The following is a 15,319-nucleotide window of genomic DNA, read 5'->3' on the forward strand; positions in this document are numbered from 1 at the left end:
TCAGCGGTCATCGATGTCCTGAGCTGTCCGCTGCAATCGCATCGACGCCATCTCAAGCGCCTGCACCACACAGCCATGGCACTCCTCGTCGATCTGGTTTGCGGCGTGCCACTGCTTGATGCGCGCGCAGAATTCTTCGGTGTTGTTCATCAACTCGACGTGGAAGTTGCCCGCCTGCTTGATGACGTCCGCATCAGGCTTCGGTGGCCTGCGCGGCGACTCGATGGGGGGCTTCGTGTCCGCCTTTAATTTGCTGAAGAAAAGCTTGCGCTCTGCGGCGGTCATCTGTGCGACAAGGCGAAGCGCCTGCTCGACGATCATGTCGATCTTCAGCGGCTTGCGCGCGCTAACCTTCTCCCCACCCTTCGCGCGCGCTGCCAGATCGCGCTGTTCGGCGACCGGCAACTTCGCCAGCGCATCCAGCTCTGCGCCTTTGTCGAGGCACGTATTGATGATGTCGGGTAACACCTCGATGCGCTTCGCGCGGGTCGCATCGCGTTGCACCGCAGTCTCTGACTTGCCGGTCCTACGCGCGGTGTCGGCGGTGAAACGATCCGTCTTCAAGTTCGCAATTTGAGGACTTGATCCCTTGCGGTCACCGCCGTGCTTCGTTTCCGGATACAGCCGCTCATAGATCGCCTTACGGCGGTCGATATGCAGCGCGCGTTCGGCTGGCGACAGCTCGCTGCGTGTCAGATTCTCGTCGATCTCAATCAACGTCGCTTCGTCTTCAGAGCACTTGTCGAGGATGACGCAGGCGATCTCGCGCCAGCCCAGCTTTTCAGCCGCTGCCAACCGATGAGCGCCCGCGACGATCCAGTAACCGCGACCGGCGCGCTTGCGGAGCGTGACGGGATGGATCAGACCATTCCGCATCATGCTCTCAGCCAGCACGTCGACAGCCTCCTGTCGAAGCGCCCGGAGGCGCTCCGCAGGGACATCGATGCCCGACAACGCGATGGTTGTGCTTTGGATCACAGGCTAGCGCACCTGCGAGCCCTGCTGCTGCTTACGCAACTCGCGCTGCTCCTTGTGCTGCTGCAAGAACTTGTTGAACGCGTCCTGCGTGCTCTGCTGCGAGAACATCACGCGCCATTCAGCGGCGGCCTCCACCGTGATGCGCACGGCGCGACCCAGCCGGATTTCCTTCGGGCCGAGTCCAGCTTCGCGCAGCAGGCGATAGAAGCTCTCCGAAATGTTTTCCATCGCGCAGAACTCCAAGATCGTGAAGCTCGTGCGCGGAATGTTGTTGGCGATGGCGGCGGCGGCGTTCGCGGCCTTGGTTTTGCTTGCCATGGAACTTGCAAATCTCCTCAACGAATGACGCTGAGCAGTTTAGAGCCGCATGGGGTTGCTGGGGAGTCGGTTATCCATCACCACGTGGCCGCAACATGTCTTTTGAAACAGCACGACTACGGAGAAACTACGGGGAACTGCGGCGCCGCTGATAAAGCTGGCGGCGGCAAGAAGACGAAGCCCGCCAACTTGGCGGCCTTCTGATAACACTGCCGCTAAGAGCGGCCACGTAGACTTTCAGGTCGGTAAACTCTACAGCCGGACATGAGACGGCGCGATTGGACCATGACCGTCGAGCTGCGGTGCGGAGTCTCCCGTGCTCGCGCCTCGACATCTGTCCCAAATGGGACGGATGTCGAGGCAACGAGCCTCACCGAGCGCGCCGAAGCGGCGGTTGCCGAGACGCCCGAGGACACGAACGTCGCCATCGCCAAGCGGCTCGGCGTCAGCGAGATGGCCGTGCGTAGCGCGCGGAAAGCCTCGACAACTTCGTCACGTGACGAAATGTCGAGCCGCACCAAGCGCGCCAAAGGTTTTCTGCTTTGGAGCGGCCAAAGCAACTTCGCCAGCTACTACGTTGCGCAAGCCGGTGCGGACCTGGACGCCGGAAGGTCACCGGCCTCATCCACTCCGACCGGATCACCCTCGGCGCCGCCGGCATGGGCGCTGCGGCCAGTTCTGCGGCCCGCTGATCGAAGTTAATCTGGACCGGCTGCCGGGCAGCGGTGGCATCGACCAACGCGTCCAAGGACTCCGCTCGGCGTCCTAGGATACGTTCAAAGCGGCGGCTCGGCTGGCCGCGCTTGTACCGGATCACGCGCCGCTCGCTGGCGAGCTGTTCGAAGTACGGCAGGTGCGGACCTGTCCGCAACTTCGCCATCTGGCGAAGTTGGAGCAGGTTCTTCACGTTTGCCGGCGCCCGACATTCAGATTGTTTCATTCGACCGCCCCATTGCTCCACCTTCTTTTCGACCTCCCCGACTGCTCCGCTCCACCCTGCTCCCCTAAGAAGGGGGGAGCAGGTGGAGCAGAGCGAGGGCATCAGCTTGCTCCACTTTGCTCCGCCTAGGTGGAGCAGGTGGAGCAGATTGGGCTGCTCCAGTTTGCTCCAGCTCGCTCCACTGAAGTGGAGCAAGTGGAGCAGTGTGCTAGTCATCGTCACCCGCGACCTCGACGAACGTCTTCATCTTGCGCCGTTCGTCCGGCTTCCCGACCTCCACCAGGGCGCCGCTCAACAGCCAAATCTTGATCAGTCCGGCGACCTTGGCACGCTCCTGCTTCACTGCGAGGCTGAGGTTGAGCGCCTTGGCGACCGGCAGGCCAACCCAGTCCTTGGCCTGACTATTGGCGCGCCACTGGCCTGCCTTGATCGCGGCAGCGGCCCTCTCGAAGTCGCCGCCGGTGATGCCGTCGAGCGGGTCCGGCCATTCCCATTTCGTCGCGACGCCGACACTATCGCCACCGACGCCGCCGGTCGGATTGTTGCCGAGATCCATCGACACCAACTTGAACCAGTCGCGCTTCTCGGCGGGCGGCGCCATGTTCGGCTTGTCGTCGAGAACAGAAAAATAGGACCGGCGGTTCTCGACGCCGCACTTCTTGGCTTCATCCTCCGTCATCCTGTTGAGCACGCGCGCCGAGCGGCAGGCGTCGGCGAACGATCCGCCGCCGCGCGCGCTTTCGACCGTGACCTGCTGATCACCCTTGCGGACGTGGTGAACCAGTTCAATGGCGCAGTCAGCCCGATCGGCCACCTTACCCCACTCCTTGACCACCATGTCGATCGCACCATTCAGGTTCTCTGGCACCCGGTGGCAACTAACAAAGGGGTCGATGATCACGACATCGATGGCCTTGTCCTTGATCTCCTCGATCAGGGTCTCGACCACGGGCCAGCAGATCGTCGCTTCACCGTCCTCCATCTGGGCGACCATCAGCGGCTGATCCCGGCCGCTGGTCACGAACAGCCGATCGCAGATGTCGTCAGACGTGAGGCCGTAGTGCTGTGCCGCCGCTTGAATGCGTCGCATGATCTCCTCGTAAGGGTCCTCCAAATTAAAATACCAAACGCGCAGTTGTTCGGTCTCGGTGCCGAGCAGCGGGACGCCGGAAACCATCGCCAGAGTCTCGCCGATCAATAGCGACGACTTGCCGACCGCGCCCGGCGCGATGGTGGCGCTGACGAATGGCCGGATCAGGTGACGGCCATAGAGCCAATCGCGCATCGGGATGTTTTCCGGCTCAGTCCACTGATAGGGCACCGCGCGCACATTCACGCCGAAGATGCCGAGGCCATGGGACGGGTCGCTGAGCTTCAGCTTCTTGCGCGCGGCCTTGATGAGTTCCTTGAAATCAGGATCGCCATTGCGGGCATAGGCGATGCAGTAAAGGCCAATCAGATGATCTGACGCATCTTCGCGGATCAGGTCCTCGATGACCTCCGTCATCTTGGCAACCCACTGGCCGGGCTGCTTGCTCTCCTCCAGCAGCCGATGACGCTTTTCCATCTTGATCTTGGCGAGCTTTTCAGCCTCTCGGGCCTTATCATCCACCGTCGCCACGATCACACCTCCTTCATGATGCGTTCAACGTCGCGGATGTTGACACCGATGATCGCGCAGACCGGCTCGAAGTCGTCGTCCTCGTCGCGCGGGCCGATGCCGTAATAGGGTTCGATCGTGATGCCCAGCTCCAGCGCCGCGACGATGACGGCGCCACGACCAACGTATTGTCGTGCCCAACGCTCGATGTCGTGCTTCAGCGTGCCGTTGATCGGACACGTCTTCGGCTGCACTGACTTCATCCGCCGGCACAGGTTCAGGAAGGTCTTGGCGATCTCGACTTGGTCTTGCCGAACCCGCTCGCGGCGACGGACGCCACGGTAATCACGATAGGCGGCCAGCCCGTTCGTGCAGACGGTGAACCCGCCGATGGTGTGCAGCTCGTCGTCGGGCGCCTGCAAAGTGGCAGTAGACACTTCGACCGCAGTCGATGTATGTTCGTCATGCATTCGTCTTTCCTTTCACTTCGGCTTCTGTCCCGCCCCGGTTGCCAGACCGGCGGCGGGATTCTTTCGCTCGCTCAAAGCAGCCCTCACCGAGGTGTTTCTGAACCTCACCGAGCCGCACTGAGCCCCACTGATCCGCCATAAGTTGTTGAAAACATTGGCTAAATCGTCTTGACTATTAGTCGGGCTCGTGGTTTTCCGCAAGAGGCAACTCTGCCTCCGCCGAAGCATTTGGGAAATCCGAACCATGTTTTGCCTCACGCCGATCCCGCCTCACCAATTCGACGTTCTCATCGGCAAGACCGAGCACAACCGCAAAGCCATGAAGAAACGCGGCCAGTTGCAGCCGCTCATCGTGCCGAGCCCGGAGCAGCGCGCGGATGGCCTGTGGCGCGATCAGATTTTCATCGCGGCCGACGCCGTGATCGTCAGCGCGCTTGATCTACTGGTCGATGCCGGTGCTGCCCGCGCTGCGGTCGATCATGCGATGCGCGATCTGGAGTTCGAAATCATCTCGCGGCTGAACGATCTCGACGATGGCAAGCCGGTGCAGCTCTGCTTCGCGCACGACGGCAAGCACTGGGTCGTGCTCTCCGCTGGCACCGTCATCGATGCCATGCAAGCGGTCGCGCAGCACTTCAAGAACGGCGCCGGTGCCGAGCCGCCGAAGGTCAGTTTCTATTGTATCCGCTTGCATGACGCGCTGGCGACCGTGCGCGCTCGCGCCGCGCAACATGAGATCGATTTTCCTGACCGTATCTGGCCGACACCGGAAGAGCTGGACGCTGGCGCGGGCCTGCTCGCGGCTGCGATTGCGCCGCGCATCTCGCCTGTGATTGAGAAGTGGCAGACGATGCGTCAGCGCGACGCGTTTGATCGTCGGTTCAAGCTGGAGCGTCGCGACCTTGTCGATGAGCCAGTAGGCGCCGGCCTTCTCGGCCAGGAATCTGCACTCGTCCCCAATAGCAGGCAGGCAAAGGCCTTCTGAGCCAGCCCGCGCGGAGGGCGTGGTGCGGGGGATCGGAAGCCGGCGACGCGGGGGGGGGAGGTTTAGAAATGGCCCAGCAAAGCCCCGAGAACCGCACCGGCTGGTCCCTATGCAATGGGATCAGATTCCCGGAAGGGGGTTGCCCATCTTGACGGCATTTAGCCCCGGAGGCCCACCGTGAAAACCAAGGCGAAGGCGCACCTTGCACCGACGGCCGCCGCCCTGCGCATGCGGGAACACCGCGCGCGCCAAGCGAAGGGCGCTACGCGAATTGCCATCGATCTCGACTGGAGCGACGTGGATTGGCTTCGCAGCCAGGGCGTGTTGCTGGAATGGGATGAGGGCGATCGGAAAGAACTCTCAAAAGCTTTGAAGCTGGCGCTGCAGAAACTGCACCGCAAGTTACAGCGTAACGAAGGTTGAGGTCGCGATCTGCTATTTGAAGGTCGACTTCGAAATAATGAGGAGACGACAATGGTCGTCAAGTTATCAGCGACGGACCTAGAAACTGGCCGCCGTTTGGTTGCCCGCAAGATGGGGCGCTCGGTGGTTCGCATTTTGCCGGAAGCCGATGATTTGGTTGCCATCAATCGGATAACCAAGCAAATCCGCGAACTGCTCTGGCGCCGCGATAATCCTGGCAACATGCGCGCGTGTCGCGCGCTGGTCCGCGAGCAAGCTCGGCTGTCGCTTGCGTATGAGCGACGCCATGGGAAGGCCCCCAACATCAAGCACGTGTAAATGACGAACGTCCCAACTCTCGAAGAGCGCCTTGCGATCGAAGCGAAGGTTTCGCCCCAGCGGCGAGCCGAGATCGAAGGCCTCGTCAAATCGCTGGCACCGGTGATCGGCGATTTCGTGCTGAAAGCAATCACGCCCTTGAAAGAGCGGCTCAGGGAACTCGAGTCGCGCCCGACACTGCGTTACTTGGGCATTTGGGATGCATCGCGGACGTATCCGCCGGGGTCCTTCGTCACACACGGGGGAAGTGTCTGGCATTCCGACCTTGACTCGACTGGGGTCCGGCCTGGTGAAGGCGGAAACAGAATTTGGAAATTGGCAGTTAAGCGCGGAGGCTCGAAATGACGTTCGAAGAGGCACAGCAATTGTTTATCGATCGTCGGAACGAGGCATTGGTCAAGCATGGAAATTACCTACTGCGCGACAAAGGCATGAGCGTTGATGATGCGGCATTTCGCAAATCGATGCTCCGCTATGCCGGTGATCTCGAAGAGTGGCGCATGTGGGCAACGCAGGAAATCGCCATCCGCGCGTTCGGTGCGACGACGGCGCAATCGACGGAACGACACTAGATGCATCCCTCGCACGTCGTCAGGAACGGCAGCAAAAGCACCGAATGGATGGCGACGGTGGCGGCGGCGTTATCGGTTGTTGCGGCGGCTCTGACTCAGTGGCTTGTCCGGATAGCCAAATGGGATCGGGCTTTTGCTTGCTGTTCGCGGACAACGGCGAAAACACGCAGCCCTGGCACGGAAAGTTGGTTGTTATCGTCTACAAAGCCACGGCGTCGTAGACCCTCAACAACCACCGGATCATCGTATCGCGTTGAGCCGCCGCCGAACAACTTGATCAGCAGCCTTTGTTCAAGCCTATCCAAGTCGTCCCAGTTCGCATCGGCCATAGTAGTCCGCCCTGTCTGTTGGGCTATCCACGCTGCGCGCGAGTCAATGCTTAGTAACGGGACGTGATTCGGGCGGCTTGGTGGCGGGGGCATCGTTTGTCCATTGGTCAACGACGCACCGACCGCATGGGGAGGCCCGCATAGAGATCAAAAAACCGAAAAAGTGGCATCGATGTAGGTGTCGCCTTGTCCCGCGTGCGGTCCTGGCAGTCGGCCTTAGCGATTGATGCAATCTGCGGTACTTTCTTAACCTGGATCAATGGGCTCGCGCTTAACTAACCAAAGCGACTGAAGTCGCAGGACCGGTTTCATTCCTGATAAGTTATTGTCTATGCCCGGCAGATACCATTGGGCGCCGGCGCTGAGAGTTCAAGCGACTCCCGCCTATCAGGCCGGAGTGGCTGTCGTCATTCAGGTCGCATGAGGGTGATCCGATGCCGGCAAATCTTGCGTCAGCGCTCATTACGAAACTCGCTGTATCGAACCACCTGGATGGCGAAGACATCCGCGCCATTCAGAGCCTGCGGATTCGTGAGCGGCATCTTGGCGCCCGTGAAATCATCGTGGCGGACGGCAGTCGTCCCGGCGAGTGCTGTCTGATCGTTGAGGGATTTGCCTCGCGGTCGAAAACCACGGCCGACGGAGAGCGACAGGTCCTGTCCTTGCATATTCCCGGCGACATACCTGACCTTCAAAGCCTTCACCTCGGGATCATGGACCATGATCTGGTCAGCCTCTCGCCTTGCACGCTTGGGTTCATTTCGCATGCCGAGCTGACGGAGGTAACGGCGCGACAGCCGCACCTGGCCGCGGCCTTGTGGCGAGAGACGCTGATCGATGGTTCTATCTTTCGAGAATGGATCGTGAATGTCGGGCGGCGGGCCGCGCTGCAGAGAATGGCTCACCTGTTGATCGAAGTGCACGAGCGGCTTCAAGCAATCGGGCGCACTCGCGGCGGAGAGTTTAGCTTGCCCATCACTCAAGTTGATCTTGGCGATTGCTTGGGGCTTTCAGTGGTCCATACGAACCGTACACTTCAAGCTCTGCGCGGGGAACGGTTGGTCGAAACGGACAAATCCGGCTTCAACTTGCTCGACCAGGAACGCTTGGAAGAGCTGGCAGGGTTCGATCGCACCTATCTCCATCTGACGCCAAGCGGTTAGAAAACTCAGCGCCTCACAGCCTATCAGGCCAATCTGGAAAGTAAGGCCGCCCTCAGTGGGCGACCTCTTCGAAAACTGAAACAAGCGCCGCTCGTGGTCCAATGGGTCGGTTGGCGCACTGCAACGGCAGGTCGTAAGTTCAGGCGGATGCGCTAATTTGCCGTTATGTATCGTTGATACTTCGCGCTGCGGCTGCTGACGCTCCGGTTAGGAACCTGCTCTCAGTAGTTGGTTTGTTGTCTCGCTCGGTCATCCGAGCTGGCGGAGCGGCCCCGGCCTATAACAGCCCCCTGAAGCCGGGGCCGTCTCCGCGCGGTCCGGGTGGGCCTGCTTACGGCCACAGTGGCCTATAAACCGATGGAGCGGTGCCCTGAAGAGCTATCCTGTTGACCCCGGACGTTGGCGGGAATGCGGTGAGGTCGCTTGTCCAGAAAGCTCGATCATGGCCCTGGATGCCGAGGACGAGCTAGAAGCTTTGCGGATTGGGAAAAAATGGCGGCCATGCTCAACAAGGCAATTGCGGCCGACCGCAGGGTATTGGCGAGGCTGCATCCGCCAAGATCGACCATTCGTTGACCTAGACAGGAAGGCCGAACGCGCTAGCGCGGCGTAAGCTGATGCGTTCGCACAACGGGCATCGTTGCGCCGGTGTCGTATTGTTCACTTGCGATCCGCTCAATCGTCGAGCGATGCCTCTTGAACGTCTCGATAACGTCGCTTGGGCTGGTTCCGTCTGCCGCAGCGCGATCCCGCAGGGCGGTTATATCCACTCTACAATCAATGCGGTCGTCGCCCGCGAACATCGCAAAGAACAACGCTTCGTTGTTCGCGGCATCGAACTCGCCAGATGGATCAGAGGTAAGTGGCATCTCGGGAAGTCCGTCGCTCAGTCTTCGATAAATCGCGGCCGAGCTGGGATGAAGCTCACCCTCATCGCAGCTCAGCCTTCAGCACAAAGAACGGCCCCAGGCCAAGGTGGCACGACCTAGGCTGAGGCCGCTCCCGGCTACCGAACCGGTAGCCTCATGCGTCTGAAACGCATGCAGAACCAAGAGTGGCTGATGGGCATCGTTCCTATCGCGGGTTCTCGATCGCTCCGGCCAATGATGCCCGGTCGCTTTCCGAGATGGCCAGTTTAATTTGAGCAGCCGCCTGCCTTGCTGTTTTAAGGTGCATCCGGGAACCTTCCCACTTAACCTGCATTAAGGGCCTGAAACGGCTCATTGAGGGATTGGCCTATGGGCGCGGAGCGTATGCACCCACCGAAATATTGGCTTATGCGTGCGGAGGAGTTCCACACTAAAGCGGATAACTGCCAATATCCGAGCACCAGAGACTCGCTCCGTCAAGCTGCGAAGAACTTCGAGGAGTTGGCTCGCCAAGCGCAGATGATCTTCGATCTCACCACCCAATCGGATGAGCGCGGCCTGGAAGCCCGCCGGGTGGCACAAGAACACGCGGACGATCAGCGCGCAATCACGGACCAGCTACGGCAACGGATGAACTAAGGCCGCCGCAGCGGACGGCCTCTTTCTTTGCCCGCAAGCAAGCGCGAAACAGATCAGGCCCAAGCTCGCCGCGTTCAAAAGGATTGACGAAGACACCTTCAGGACGCCGCGCCAGCAGACGTTCCAAATTTGTCTTCCGCATCGACAGGGGAAGCATGCGCAGGTCGTCACCGCCTTCGGCGAGAACAGGATAAATGAAGCCTGCTTGTGCAACCAATCGCCAAGTATTCTACGGCTGTTCTTCAAGGATCAAGTTCACCGTCTCTTCTTGCCTGCTCGCCTTTTTGACTTCAGAACGTCGGCTTGGCTTTTGAAGGCGCGTGCTAAGGCTTGTAGTTCCTGAGATCCCTCAGCATCTGCGACTGCCTTTGCAGCGCGCGCGGCCTTTTCAGCTTGCTTCCGCAGTTGTTTGATCTCCTTCGCCATCGAACACTCCGTTGCGCATCGGACGTTTAGCCGCAGATAATCATATCATCTCGCCGCCCGTGGATAAGTCGGGTGTCAGGGTTAGACCGGACCCGGGAGAGCGCAAGGTTGGACCGGCCTTTTGGACCCCAAACCGACGTAGCGCCCCCGAACGTTCTTGTTCTGGCTGCGCCTGCTAAGCCTGAGCTTTCGATAGGGCATTCAGCAAGTCATCCTGTGCGAACGGCTTGCGTAAATAGGCGATGCATCCGGCGTCCATCGCCTCATTGCGCGTGGCCTCGTCGTCGCTCGCGGTCATGAAGATGACCGGCCACGTCGATCCCGATGCCGCAAGCCGGCGCTGCAGCGCGATCCCCGAAATTCCCCGAGGTGAATGTCAAGCAGCAAGCAGGTTGCCGTCTGTACGCTGTCGCTCTCAAGCAACGCCTCGGCCGAGGGGAAGGTACGGCTCTCGATGCCGTGGTGCGCTAACAGCCGCGCCACGCTCTTCAGTAGGCCCGGATCGTCATCAACCACGATCACGACTGTCGGCTGCGCCATCATATCCGTGTCCCAGCCCCGAGGGAGAGCATATTGGGCTCCTGGGTTTCGGAAACCCTTGATCTGGATCAACGGAATCTAGTCCGCCCTGAAAACACACGACGAACGGATCGTCGGCTTTAGAAGCACTAGAATAGGACTAGACGCGAACGCAGGAGAGTGGCTTACGCATGTGCACTTCCGGTGATGGCCCATCGCTACCGTTGGGGCGGTGCCGCTACATGTCGGCTCAGAGCGGTAGACCGGAAGTTTGCAGTTGAGCGCTAGACCGACGCTTTTGACCGGCAGCAGTCGCTTGCGGTGCTCATTCACTTGGGATTTCAGCTCTTCGCCCATGCGGACACCCGCGCCCTTGTTCGGTCGGCTGCAATCGCAGTGTCTAAACCTTCGTATGTAGTTCTTTAGTCGGATTTGACGTGCACTGAGAAATCCAAATCGGTAAGCATGCGCTTGGGACATGTGGGCGGGTGCGGATGATCAGGGCAGCACGGCAAAGCTCTGAAGAGTGCCGCAAACTCGCGGCTGAATGTCGAGCACTCGCCAACATTGAAGGTACGACAAAGCGGGTCGCCAACCTGCTTTTAAACGTGTCCCGAACCTACGCTGGCCTTGCCGCCACCCTCGATTTGCTTGAACAGGTCCAGAACGAGGAGGCACATCGGCTCTCGCACCAGCGTAGGTCAGATCCACCGGAACCATAGGTGTGCTATTTGTTCCGCTTCAGCCGGTAAGCCGCGTGGCCGCTCCGCCTATTCCGGCACATCCGCTCTCGGCCTTGCATGCACCCGTTCATTGACCAAAACCTCGGTCATGGCATCTCGGAGGCTGTCGCGATCGAGGATGCGCAGCCGGTCGACGGTGGTCCCGGCATCGCAGTCGCGCGTGAGATAGTCGGCCAACGCGATCATGGCGTCCTCATAGCTCTGCTCGATCTTCTCGGCGGGGGTCAGGCACGCCATGCTCAAGCAACTCCACGTAGTGGAAGCGCCAGTTGGACCGCAAAGGGTCGGCTAGCATTCGCTTCGATGAAGGCCCTCTGTGAGGGCCATCCTTGATGCGACCTCAGCTTGTCGCAAATAGTATTCCGCTGACGGCACGCCGCTATCTCCCAGGCCCGAATGCGGAATGACTCGCGAGAGCGGTATCCGTTCCGTATTTTGTGCAAAGGCACACAGCGGATTGGTTCCGCGCAGCAGAAGCCGAACTGGGCACGGCCACTTTTTGCAGCAAACCGTGAGGCAACGAATATCCGCTCGCCTCGTTGGAGGTGATCCAGATAGGAGATCACTATGCGCAAACTCGCCGCAGCCGCCTTGGCCTCGATCTTGTTGGCTCCGCCATTCGCCTATGCTGATCAGCCTGGGCCAGATTGGATGCCGATGGACCAGGTCATGGCGAAAGTTAAGCAATCTGGCTATTCGCAGGTCACGAAGCTGGAAGCCGATGATGGCCGATGGGAGGGTGAAGGCATCAAGGACGGCAAGAAGATGGATTTCCATGCCGATCCAAGGACTGGTCAGATCACCTCAGAGAAGCAGGACGATTGACGCCGTGACAGGCCGCCAACTCACGGGGCCTTACTCTCTTCGTGCGGGCAGCACGCCAGCGGCTACGGTGGGCTCGCTTCCGGGCCTGACGTCGGCGCCGCGCTGCCCGCATGCCTTGCAGACGAAGCGCGGCTCAAGATCGCAGAGCCTGACTTCGTCTGGCCACTGGCCAGACCGTTCGCAGCGTAAGTCCGCTTGCGCGGGCCTTTGCGCATAGGCATCGCGAAATTAGGGCGGCGGAAATCAGTTCGGAACGGCGCCGAGCTACTGCTGGTCGTGGGTGTGGACAGAGGCGGCCAACTGAGGCGGCCTTAATTCAGCTTGTGGCGGAGTTTCTGCTGTAGCCCGCGTTGATCGTTCGCATATTCCTCAGCCACTAGGCGAGCTTCAGCTGTGCGTCCGATTTGCTCAGCGCTTCGCGCGAGGTCGTCGTAGTTCTTGGCAACACTGCGAAGCGCATCTCGCGTTTCGGGATACTCGCAGTTGTCTGCCTTGGCGCGAAACTCCTCCGCGCGAGCCCGCCGGTATTTGCCGAGTGCATGCGCTCGATGCCCATGGCCAATCCCCTGATATGGTCCTTCCCGGGCAACGGGTTGTAGCGGTCCCGGCCCACTGAGGCGGTCTTACTACTCGATGCGGTTTCTACGCCAGACGTCCCTGATCTCACAGGCGAGGATTATCAATATCGTCAGCACCACGACAGGCGCGGCGAGCGTTGCCATCATCGTAAGCATCTTTGCAGCTTCCCGAGCAACAATGCTCGGAAACATGCAGACCGGCCGTTTGTTCCAAAAATGAAACCCGGTCCCTGCGATCAACCGGCCGGCTAGTTCGGAAACAGGCCAGCCGCCCCCAGTGCGATGAGAACGGAAGCCGAAAACGAATTGGCTGCAAGAGCATGCACCCGGACATCCGACATGCCAATCTGTGCGACCAAGCGTCTTCGAGAGTGTGAGCTGCCTCCTACTGCTGCTACGGGTTGATTGGGAACTCTCCGTGTTCAGATCATGCTCGCACTCCCCGGTCGTCGCGGTCATCCCTTGTTCAGAGAGGAACCTCTACGCTGCCTGCGGAGACTACAGTCAACGGGAGAAACCAGATGAAATTCAGATACGCACTTTTCGCATTGGCCGCCTTAGGTGGCGCAGTGCTTTCGCCCGGAGCCGCTTCAGCAATGCCGCTCGCCCCCTTGGGACAGCTCCAGTCCTCCAACATCGAGAATGTTGCAGTGGTTTGCGGTTCGCGCGGCTGCGTTCGCACAAGGCCCGTGTATCGGCGAGGGGCCTACGTGGTCCGCCGACCCTATGTACGTCGCGGCTACGGATACCATCGGGGCTATCGTCGGTACTGATCTTGAAAGAGGGCTTCGGCCCTCTTTTTCGTCAGGCGAGACGCTCGAAATCCACGCCACGCGCGCTCGCCCATGGGGCATCGATCTAGCACGTCGGCCGGTTAGCTGCTGCCTGGGCGACGGCGGCATGCCCCAGCGCATCAGGGTCATCTCGGTCCCGGCTTCCATGTTGTGGCTAATGTTCCAGTTCAGGAACGAGTAAGAAAAAACGGCATGCCTTTGAATTGTGGGCATGAGTCTCGCAACTGCCTTCATTACTGCTAGCATCCTCGCCGTTCTTGCGATCTACTTTTCGGCGGCTATCCTGCAGGGAGGGAGCGATGTCCTATACGATCGGATTTCTACGTAAGAACGAACGAGATGTTTGGGCGACCGAAACGCCGACAGCTCATCAGGCGGTCGCTATGATTGCGACACTTCAGGAGAGCGCAGAAGAGATCAGGTTCATCAGTTCGCCTCAAGAAGGTGAGATGGGCATCGAGATGCTTCGGCTGTTGGCGAAGGAAGAAGCTGAAGAATTGCCGAAGGGACGCTAACGCCATAGAAGATCGGCTCGAAGCGAGGAGGAAGGCGCGATCGATTGGGCTGCAATCTCTGGCGATGTGGCAAGCTACTGTATGGGCTATCCGCATTTCGAATAAAGATGGGTGGATTGTCCTTGTCATGGCCGCACGTCATAGAGCCTTACCGAATTTCAGCCGTAACGGTGTGGGCAATTCCGCAGATGTTCGAAATCCCCCGCTGTGATCACTGCGAAGACGGGTTCGCCCCAGAAGAGCTAACCATCCTTCTCCGGTGCATGGAAATCATGGTCCGCCGAGCTGTCGCGAAAGCTACCGCTCGGTGGTAACTGATGTCCCAGCGCATCAGCGTTATCTCAGTCTAGGTTTTCGTGTTGGCAGATTACGGGTGCGGGGCTGTCAGGGAAGACGCCGGGCAGGCGGTAGGTTGCCGACGTAGCGCTTGATCACGCGAAACAGCGCGCGGACGGCTTCTTGGTGGTGATCCAATAGAGATTGCACACGCCATCATTTCCCCGCGCCCTGCTTGACCCGAATTAACTTGCGGGGCCGCCCCACAAAGCGCACCCTTTCAGCATCACCGCCTCGACCCCTTGGCTGCGTTCGGTGACTGAGAGTGTTGCGCTCCCGGCCTATAAAGCGGGTGCGTCATGTCCGAGCCTCGAAAACCTATATTGCCGCAGCGGCCGAACCATGAGGCGCAGGTGCTTGCTAGCCAGCTCCAATGCGTATTGCTGCGGCCCGCGCGGGCTTTGAGCACTGGACACTCCGCTGCACAAGCTGCGGTCGCATCGACCAAATGCAGGTGGACACTGACCCGTTGAACTCCGGGGCGCTGGGCTGGATCCAAGGCGAACTGAGGCCACAGCCTAGAATCTGCGATAACCGAATATGAAAAGCAAATGCGAGCGAGTTGCTGACGCGGACGTAGTGGCCGGTCGGCGTAGCAACAGCGTAGCAGGAGGCTCCCATGTCACGATTTGTCGTCTGCTTCATGAAAGACGTGCTTGGCAATAACGGCCGCGAGCGCGAGGTCTGCCAGAGTTCTATCGAGATCGACGCCGCCGACGAGGGGGTGGCCACCGAGACAGCAAAGCGAAAATTCTGCGCCTTGCAGTCTCTGCGCGACTGGTCACTGCATGCCGACCGGATCAAGACGATCTCGGCGGCCGATTTTCTATCTTGGACGTCTGGTATCGACAACCACAAACTGTGATCGCCATCGGCTCGAGTTGATCGGTCGCCGTCTCGCGGCTTAGAAATTCCAGCGTTGAGGAAGTCTGCTGCCAAATAAAAGTGCATGACGCTGCGGAGAAGACGAGCACGCTGT

General features: G+C 59.8%; 19 protein-coding genes and 2 pseudogenes. 10 read left to right on the forward strand and 11 right to left on the reverse strand.

The features are described from left to right. Complete coding sequence (locus tag IVA93_RS06430; protein ID WP_247789718.1) at positions 1-978, reverse strand: ParB/RepB/Spo0J family partition protein; 978 nt, start codon at positions 976-978, stop codon at positions 1-3. A gap of 3 nt (positions 979-981) precedes the next feature. After that, positions 982-1,296 (reverse strand): hypothetical protein, encoded by a 315-nt coding sequence (locus IVA93_RS06435; protein ID WP_247789719.1) that lies wholly within the window; start codon positions 1,294-1,296, stop codon positions 982-984. A gap of 285 nt (positions 1,297-1,581) precedes the next feature. On the opposite strand from IVA93_RS06435, the gene IVA93_RS06440 reads away from it, so the two are divergent. Next, positions 1,582-1,998 carry a hypothetical protein gene (locus tag IVA93_RS06440; protein WP_247789948.1) on the forward strand — a complete coding sequence of 139 codons (417 nt, stop codon included), beginning with the start codon at positions 1,582-1,584 and terminating at the stop codon, positions 1,996-1,998. A gap of 55 nt (positions 1,999-2,053) precedes the next feature. Here the strand turns inward: IVA93_RS06440 and IVA93_RS40895 are convergent. The 3 genes and pseudogenes from IVA93_RS40895 to IVA93_RS06455 all read right to left on the reverse strand — a co-directional run. Beyond that, positions 2,054-2,452 (reverse strand): annotated as a pseudogene (locus tag IVA93_RS40895) (hypothetical protein); the annotation flags it as partial. Then, positions 2,445-3,857, reverse strand: coding sequence for an AAA family ATPase (locus IVA93_RS06450; protein ID WP_247789720.1), 1,413 nt, complete (start codon positions 3,855-3,857; stop codon positions 2,445-2,447). The pseudogene IVA93_RS40895 and the gene IVA93_RS06450, both read right to left, overlap by 8 nt. A 2-nt stretch (positions 3,858-3,859) precedes the next feature. Next, on the reverse strand, positions 3,860-4,306 hold the full coding sequence (locus IVA93_RS06455) for a hypothetical protein (RefSeq protein WP_247789721.1): 447 nt from the start codon (positions 4,304-4,306) through the stop codon (positions 3,860-3,862). Between the two features lie 244 nt (positions 4,307-4,550). On the opposite strand from IVA93_RS06455, the gene IVA93_RS06460 reads away from it, so the two are divergent. From IVA93_RS06460 to IVA93_RS06480, 5 genes are all read left to right on the forward strand, one after another. Continuing rightward, on the forward strand, positions 4,551-5,291 hold the full coding sequence (locus IVA93_RS06460) for a hypothetical protein (RefSeq protein WP_247789722.1): 741 nt from the start codon (positions 4,551-4,553) through the stop codon (positions 5,289-5,291). A gap of 177 nt (positions 5,292-5,468) precedes the next feature. Further along, positions 5,469-5,714 (forward strand): hypothetical protein, encoded by a 246-nt coding sequence (locus tag IVA93_RS06465; protein WP_247789723.1) that lies wholly within the window; start codon positions 5,469-5,471, stop codon positions 5,712-5,714. Between the two features lie 51 nt (positions 5,715-5,765). Next, the gene (locus IVA93_RS06470) at positions 5,766-6,032 is read left to right on the forward strand and encodes a hypothetical protein (RefSeq protein WP_247336604.1); all 267 of its coding nucleotides are present in this window, start codon (positions 5,766-5,768) and stop codon (positions 6,030-6,032) included. Further along, positions 6,033-6,377, forward strand: a complete 345-nt coding sequence (locus tag IVA93_RS06475) for a hypothetical protein (RefSeq protein ID WP_247789724.1) — start codon at positions 6,033-6,035, stop codon at positions 6,375-6,377. Further along, entirely contained in the window at positions 6,374-6,604 is a 231-nt protein-coding gene (locus IVA93_RS06480; protein WP_247363418.1) for a hypothetical protein, read from the forward strand. The genes IVA93_RS06475 and IVA93_RS06480 overlap by 4 nt, the downstream gene beginning before the upstream one ends. Positions 6,605-6,699: 95 nt before the next feature. Here IVA93_RS06480 and IVA93_RS06485 read toward each other — a convergent pair whose 3' ends face one another. Then, on the reverse strand, positions 6,700-6,933 hold the full coding sequence (locus tag IVA93_RS06485) for a hypothetical protein (protein ID WP_247789725.1): 234 nt from the start codon (positions 6,931-6,933) through the stop codon (positions 6,700-6,702). Between the two features lie 434 nt (positions 6,934-7,367). Between IVA93_RS06485 and IVA93_RS06490 the strand changes: the two genes are divergently transcribed. Then, positions 7,368-8,096 carry a Crp/Fnr family transcriptional regulator gene (locus IVA93_RS06490; protein WP_247565824.1) on the forward strand — a complete coding sequence of 243 codons (729 nt, stop codon included), beginning with the start codon at positions 7,368-7,370 and terminating at the stop codon, positions 8,094-8,096. Between the two features lie 599 nt (positions 8,097-8,695). On the opposite strand, the gene IVA93_RS06495 is transcribed toward IVA93_RS06490, so the two are convergent. The 5 genes and pseudogenes from IVA93_RS06495 to IVA93_RS06520 form a co-directional block, all read right to left on the reverse strand. Then, the gene (locus IVA93_RS06495; RefSeq protein ID WP_247565826.1) at positions 8,696-8,965 is read right to left on the reverse strand and encodes a DUF1488 family protein; all 270 of its coding nucleotides are present in this window, start codon (positions 8,963-8,965) and stop codon (positions 8,696-8,698) included. Between the two features lie 607 nt (positions 8,966-9,572). Beyond that, complete coding sequence (locus IVA93_RS40900) at positions 9,573-9,821, reverse strand: hypothetical protein (RefSeq protein ID WP_346771678.1); 249 nt, start codon at positions 9,819-9,821, stop codon at positions 9,573-9,575. 38 nt (positions 9,822-9,859) lie between these two features. Then, entirely contained in the window at positions 9,860-10,030 is a 171-nt protein-coding gene (locus IVA93_RS06505) for a hypothetical protein (RefSeq protein WP_198293343.1), read from the reverse strand. 175 nt (positions 10,031-10,205) lie between these two features. After that, positions 10,206-10,573, reverse strand: a pseudogene (locus IVA93_RS06515) (response regulator transcription factor). Between the two features lie 746 nt (positions 10,574-11,319). Continuing rightward, complete coding sequence (locus IVA93_RS06520; RefSeq protein ID WP_247789727.1) at positions 11,320-11,529, reverse strand: hypothetical protein; 210 nt, start codon at positions 11,527-11,529, stop codon at positions 11,320-11,322. Between the two features lie 330 nt (positions 11,530-11,859). On the opposite strand from IVA93_RS06520, the gene IVA93_RS06525 reads away from it, so the two are divergent. The 3 genes from IVA93_RS06525 to IVA93_RS06535 all read left to right on the forward strand — a co-directional run bounded on the left by IVA93_RS06525 (position 11,860) and on the right by IVA93_RS06535 (position 15,205). Next, on the forward strand, positions 11,860-12,117 hold the full coding sequence (locus tag IVA93_RS06525) for a PepSY domain-containing protein (RefSeq protein ID WP_247294906.1): 258 nt from the start codon (positions 11,860-11,862) through the stop codon (positions 12,115-12,117). 1,671 nt (positions 12,118-13,788) lie between these two features. Further along, positions 13,789-14,004 (forward strand): hypothetical protein, encoded by a 216-nt coding sequence (locus IVA93_RS06530; protein WP_247336637.1) that lies wholly within the window; start codon positions 13,789-13,791, stop codon positions 14,002-14,004. A 955-nt stretch (positions 14,005-14,959) separates the two neighbouring features. After that, positions 14,960-15,205: a hypothetical protein gene (locus IVA93_RS06535; RefSeq protein ID WP_247336640.1), complete on the forward strand. Its 246-nt coding sequence runs from the start codon at positions 14,960-14,962 to the stop codon at positions 15,203-15,205. Positions 15,206-15,319 lie beyond the last annotated feature (114 nt).

It is taken from the genome of Bradyrhizobium sp. 155 (assembly GCF_023101105.1).
In the GTDB taxonomy this organism is placed as follows: domain Bacteria; phylum Pseudomonadota; class Alphaproteobacteria; order Rhizobiales; family Xanthobacteraceae; genus Bradyrhizobium; species Bradyrhizobium canariense_D.

What these genes read in the sequence shown, in the direction of transcription:
- IVA93_RS06435 (WP_247789719.1), bottom strand. Translation starts at nt 1,296, where the DNA reads ATGGCAAGCAAAACCAAGGCCGCGAACGCCGCCGCCGCCATCGCCAAC.
- IVA93_RS06440 (WP_247789948.1), top strand. Translation starts at nt 1,582, where the DNA reads ATGACCGTCGAGCTGCGGTGCGGAGTCTCCCGTGCTCGCGCCTCGACA.
- IVA93_RS06455 (WP_247789721.1), bottom strand. Translation starts at nt 4,306, where the DNA reads ATGCATGACGAACATACATCGACTGCGGTCGAAGTGTCTACTGCCACT.
- IVA93_RS06460 (WP_247789722.1), top strand. Translation starts at nt 4,551, where the DNA reads ATGTTTTGCCTCACGCCGATCCCGCCTCACCAATTCGACGTTCTCATC.
- IVA93_RS06470 (WP_247336604.1), top strand. Translation starts at nt 5,766, where the DNA reads ATGGTCGTCAAGTTATCAGCGACGGACCTAGAAACTGGCCGCCGTTTG.
- IVA93_RS06475 (WP_247789724.1), top strand. Translation starts at nt 6,033, where the DNA reads ATGACGAACGTCCCAACTCTCGAAGAGCGCCTTGCGATCGAAGCGAAG.
- IVA93_RS06480 (WP_247363418.1), top strand. Translation starts at nt 6,374, where the DNA reads ATGACGTTCGAAGAGGCACAGCAATTGTTTATCGATCGTCGGAACGAG.
- IVA93_RS06485 (WP_247789725.1), bottom strand. Translation starts at nt 6,933, where the DNA reads ATGGCCGATGCGAACTGGGACGACTTGGATAGGCTTGAACAAAGGCTG.
- IVA93_RS06490 (WP_247565824.1), top strand. Translation starts at nt 7,368, where the DNA reads ATGCCGGCAAATCTTGCGTCAGCGCTCATTACGAAACTCGCTGTATCG.
- IVA93_RS06495 (WP_247565826.1), bottom strand. Translation starts at nt 8,965, where the DNA reads ATGCCACTTACCTCTGATCCATCTGGCGAGTTCGATGCCGCGAACAAC.
- IVA93_RS06505 (WP_198293343.1), bottom strand. Translation starts at nt 10,030, where the DNA reads ATGGCGAAGGAGATCAAACAACTGCGGAAGCAAGCTGAAAAGGCCGCG.
- IVA93_RS06520 (WP_247789727.1), bottom strand. Translation starts at nt 11,529, where the DNA reads ATGGCGTGCCTGACCCCCGCCGAGAAGATCGAGCAGAGCTATGAGGAC.
- IVA93_RS06525 (WP_247294906.1), top strand. Translation starts at nt 11,860, where the DNA reads ATGCGCAAACTCGCCGCAGCCGCCTTGGCCTCGATCTTGTTGGCTCCG.
- IVA93_RS06530 (WP_247336637.1), top strand. Translation starts at nt 13,789, where the DNA reads ATGTCCTATACGATCGGATTTCTACGTAAGAACGAACGAGATGTTTGG.
- IVA93_RS06535 (WP_247336640.1), top strand. Translation starts at nt 14,960, where the DNA reads ATGTCACGATTTGTCGTCTGCTTCATGAAAGACGTGCTTGGCAATAAC.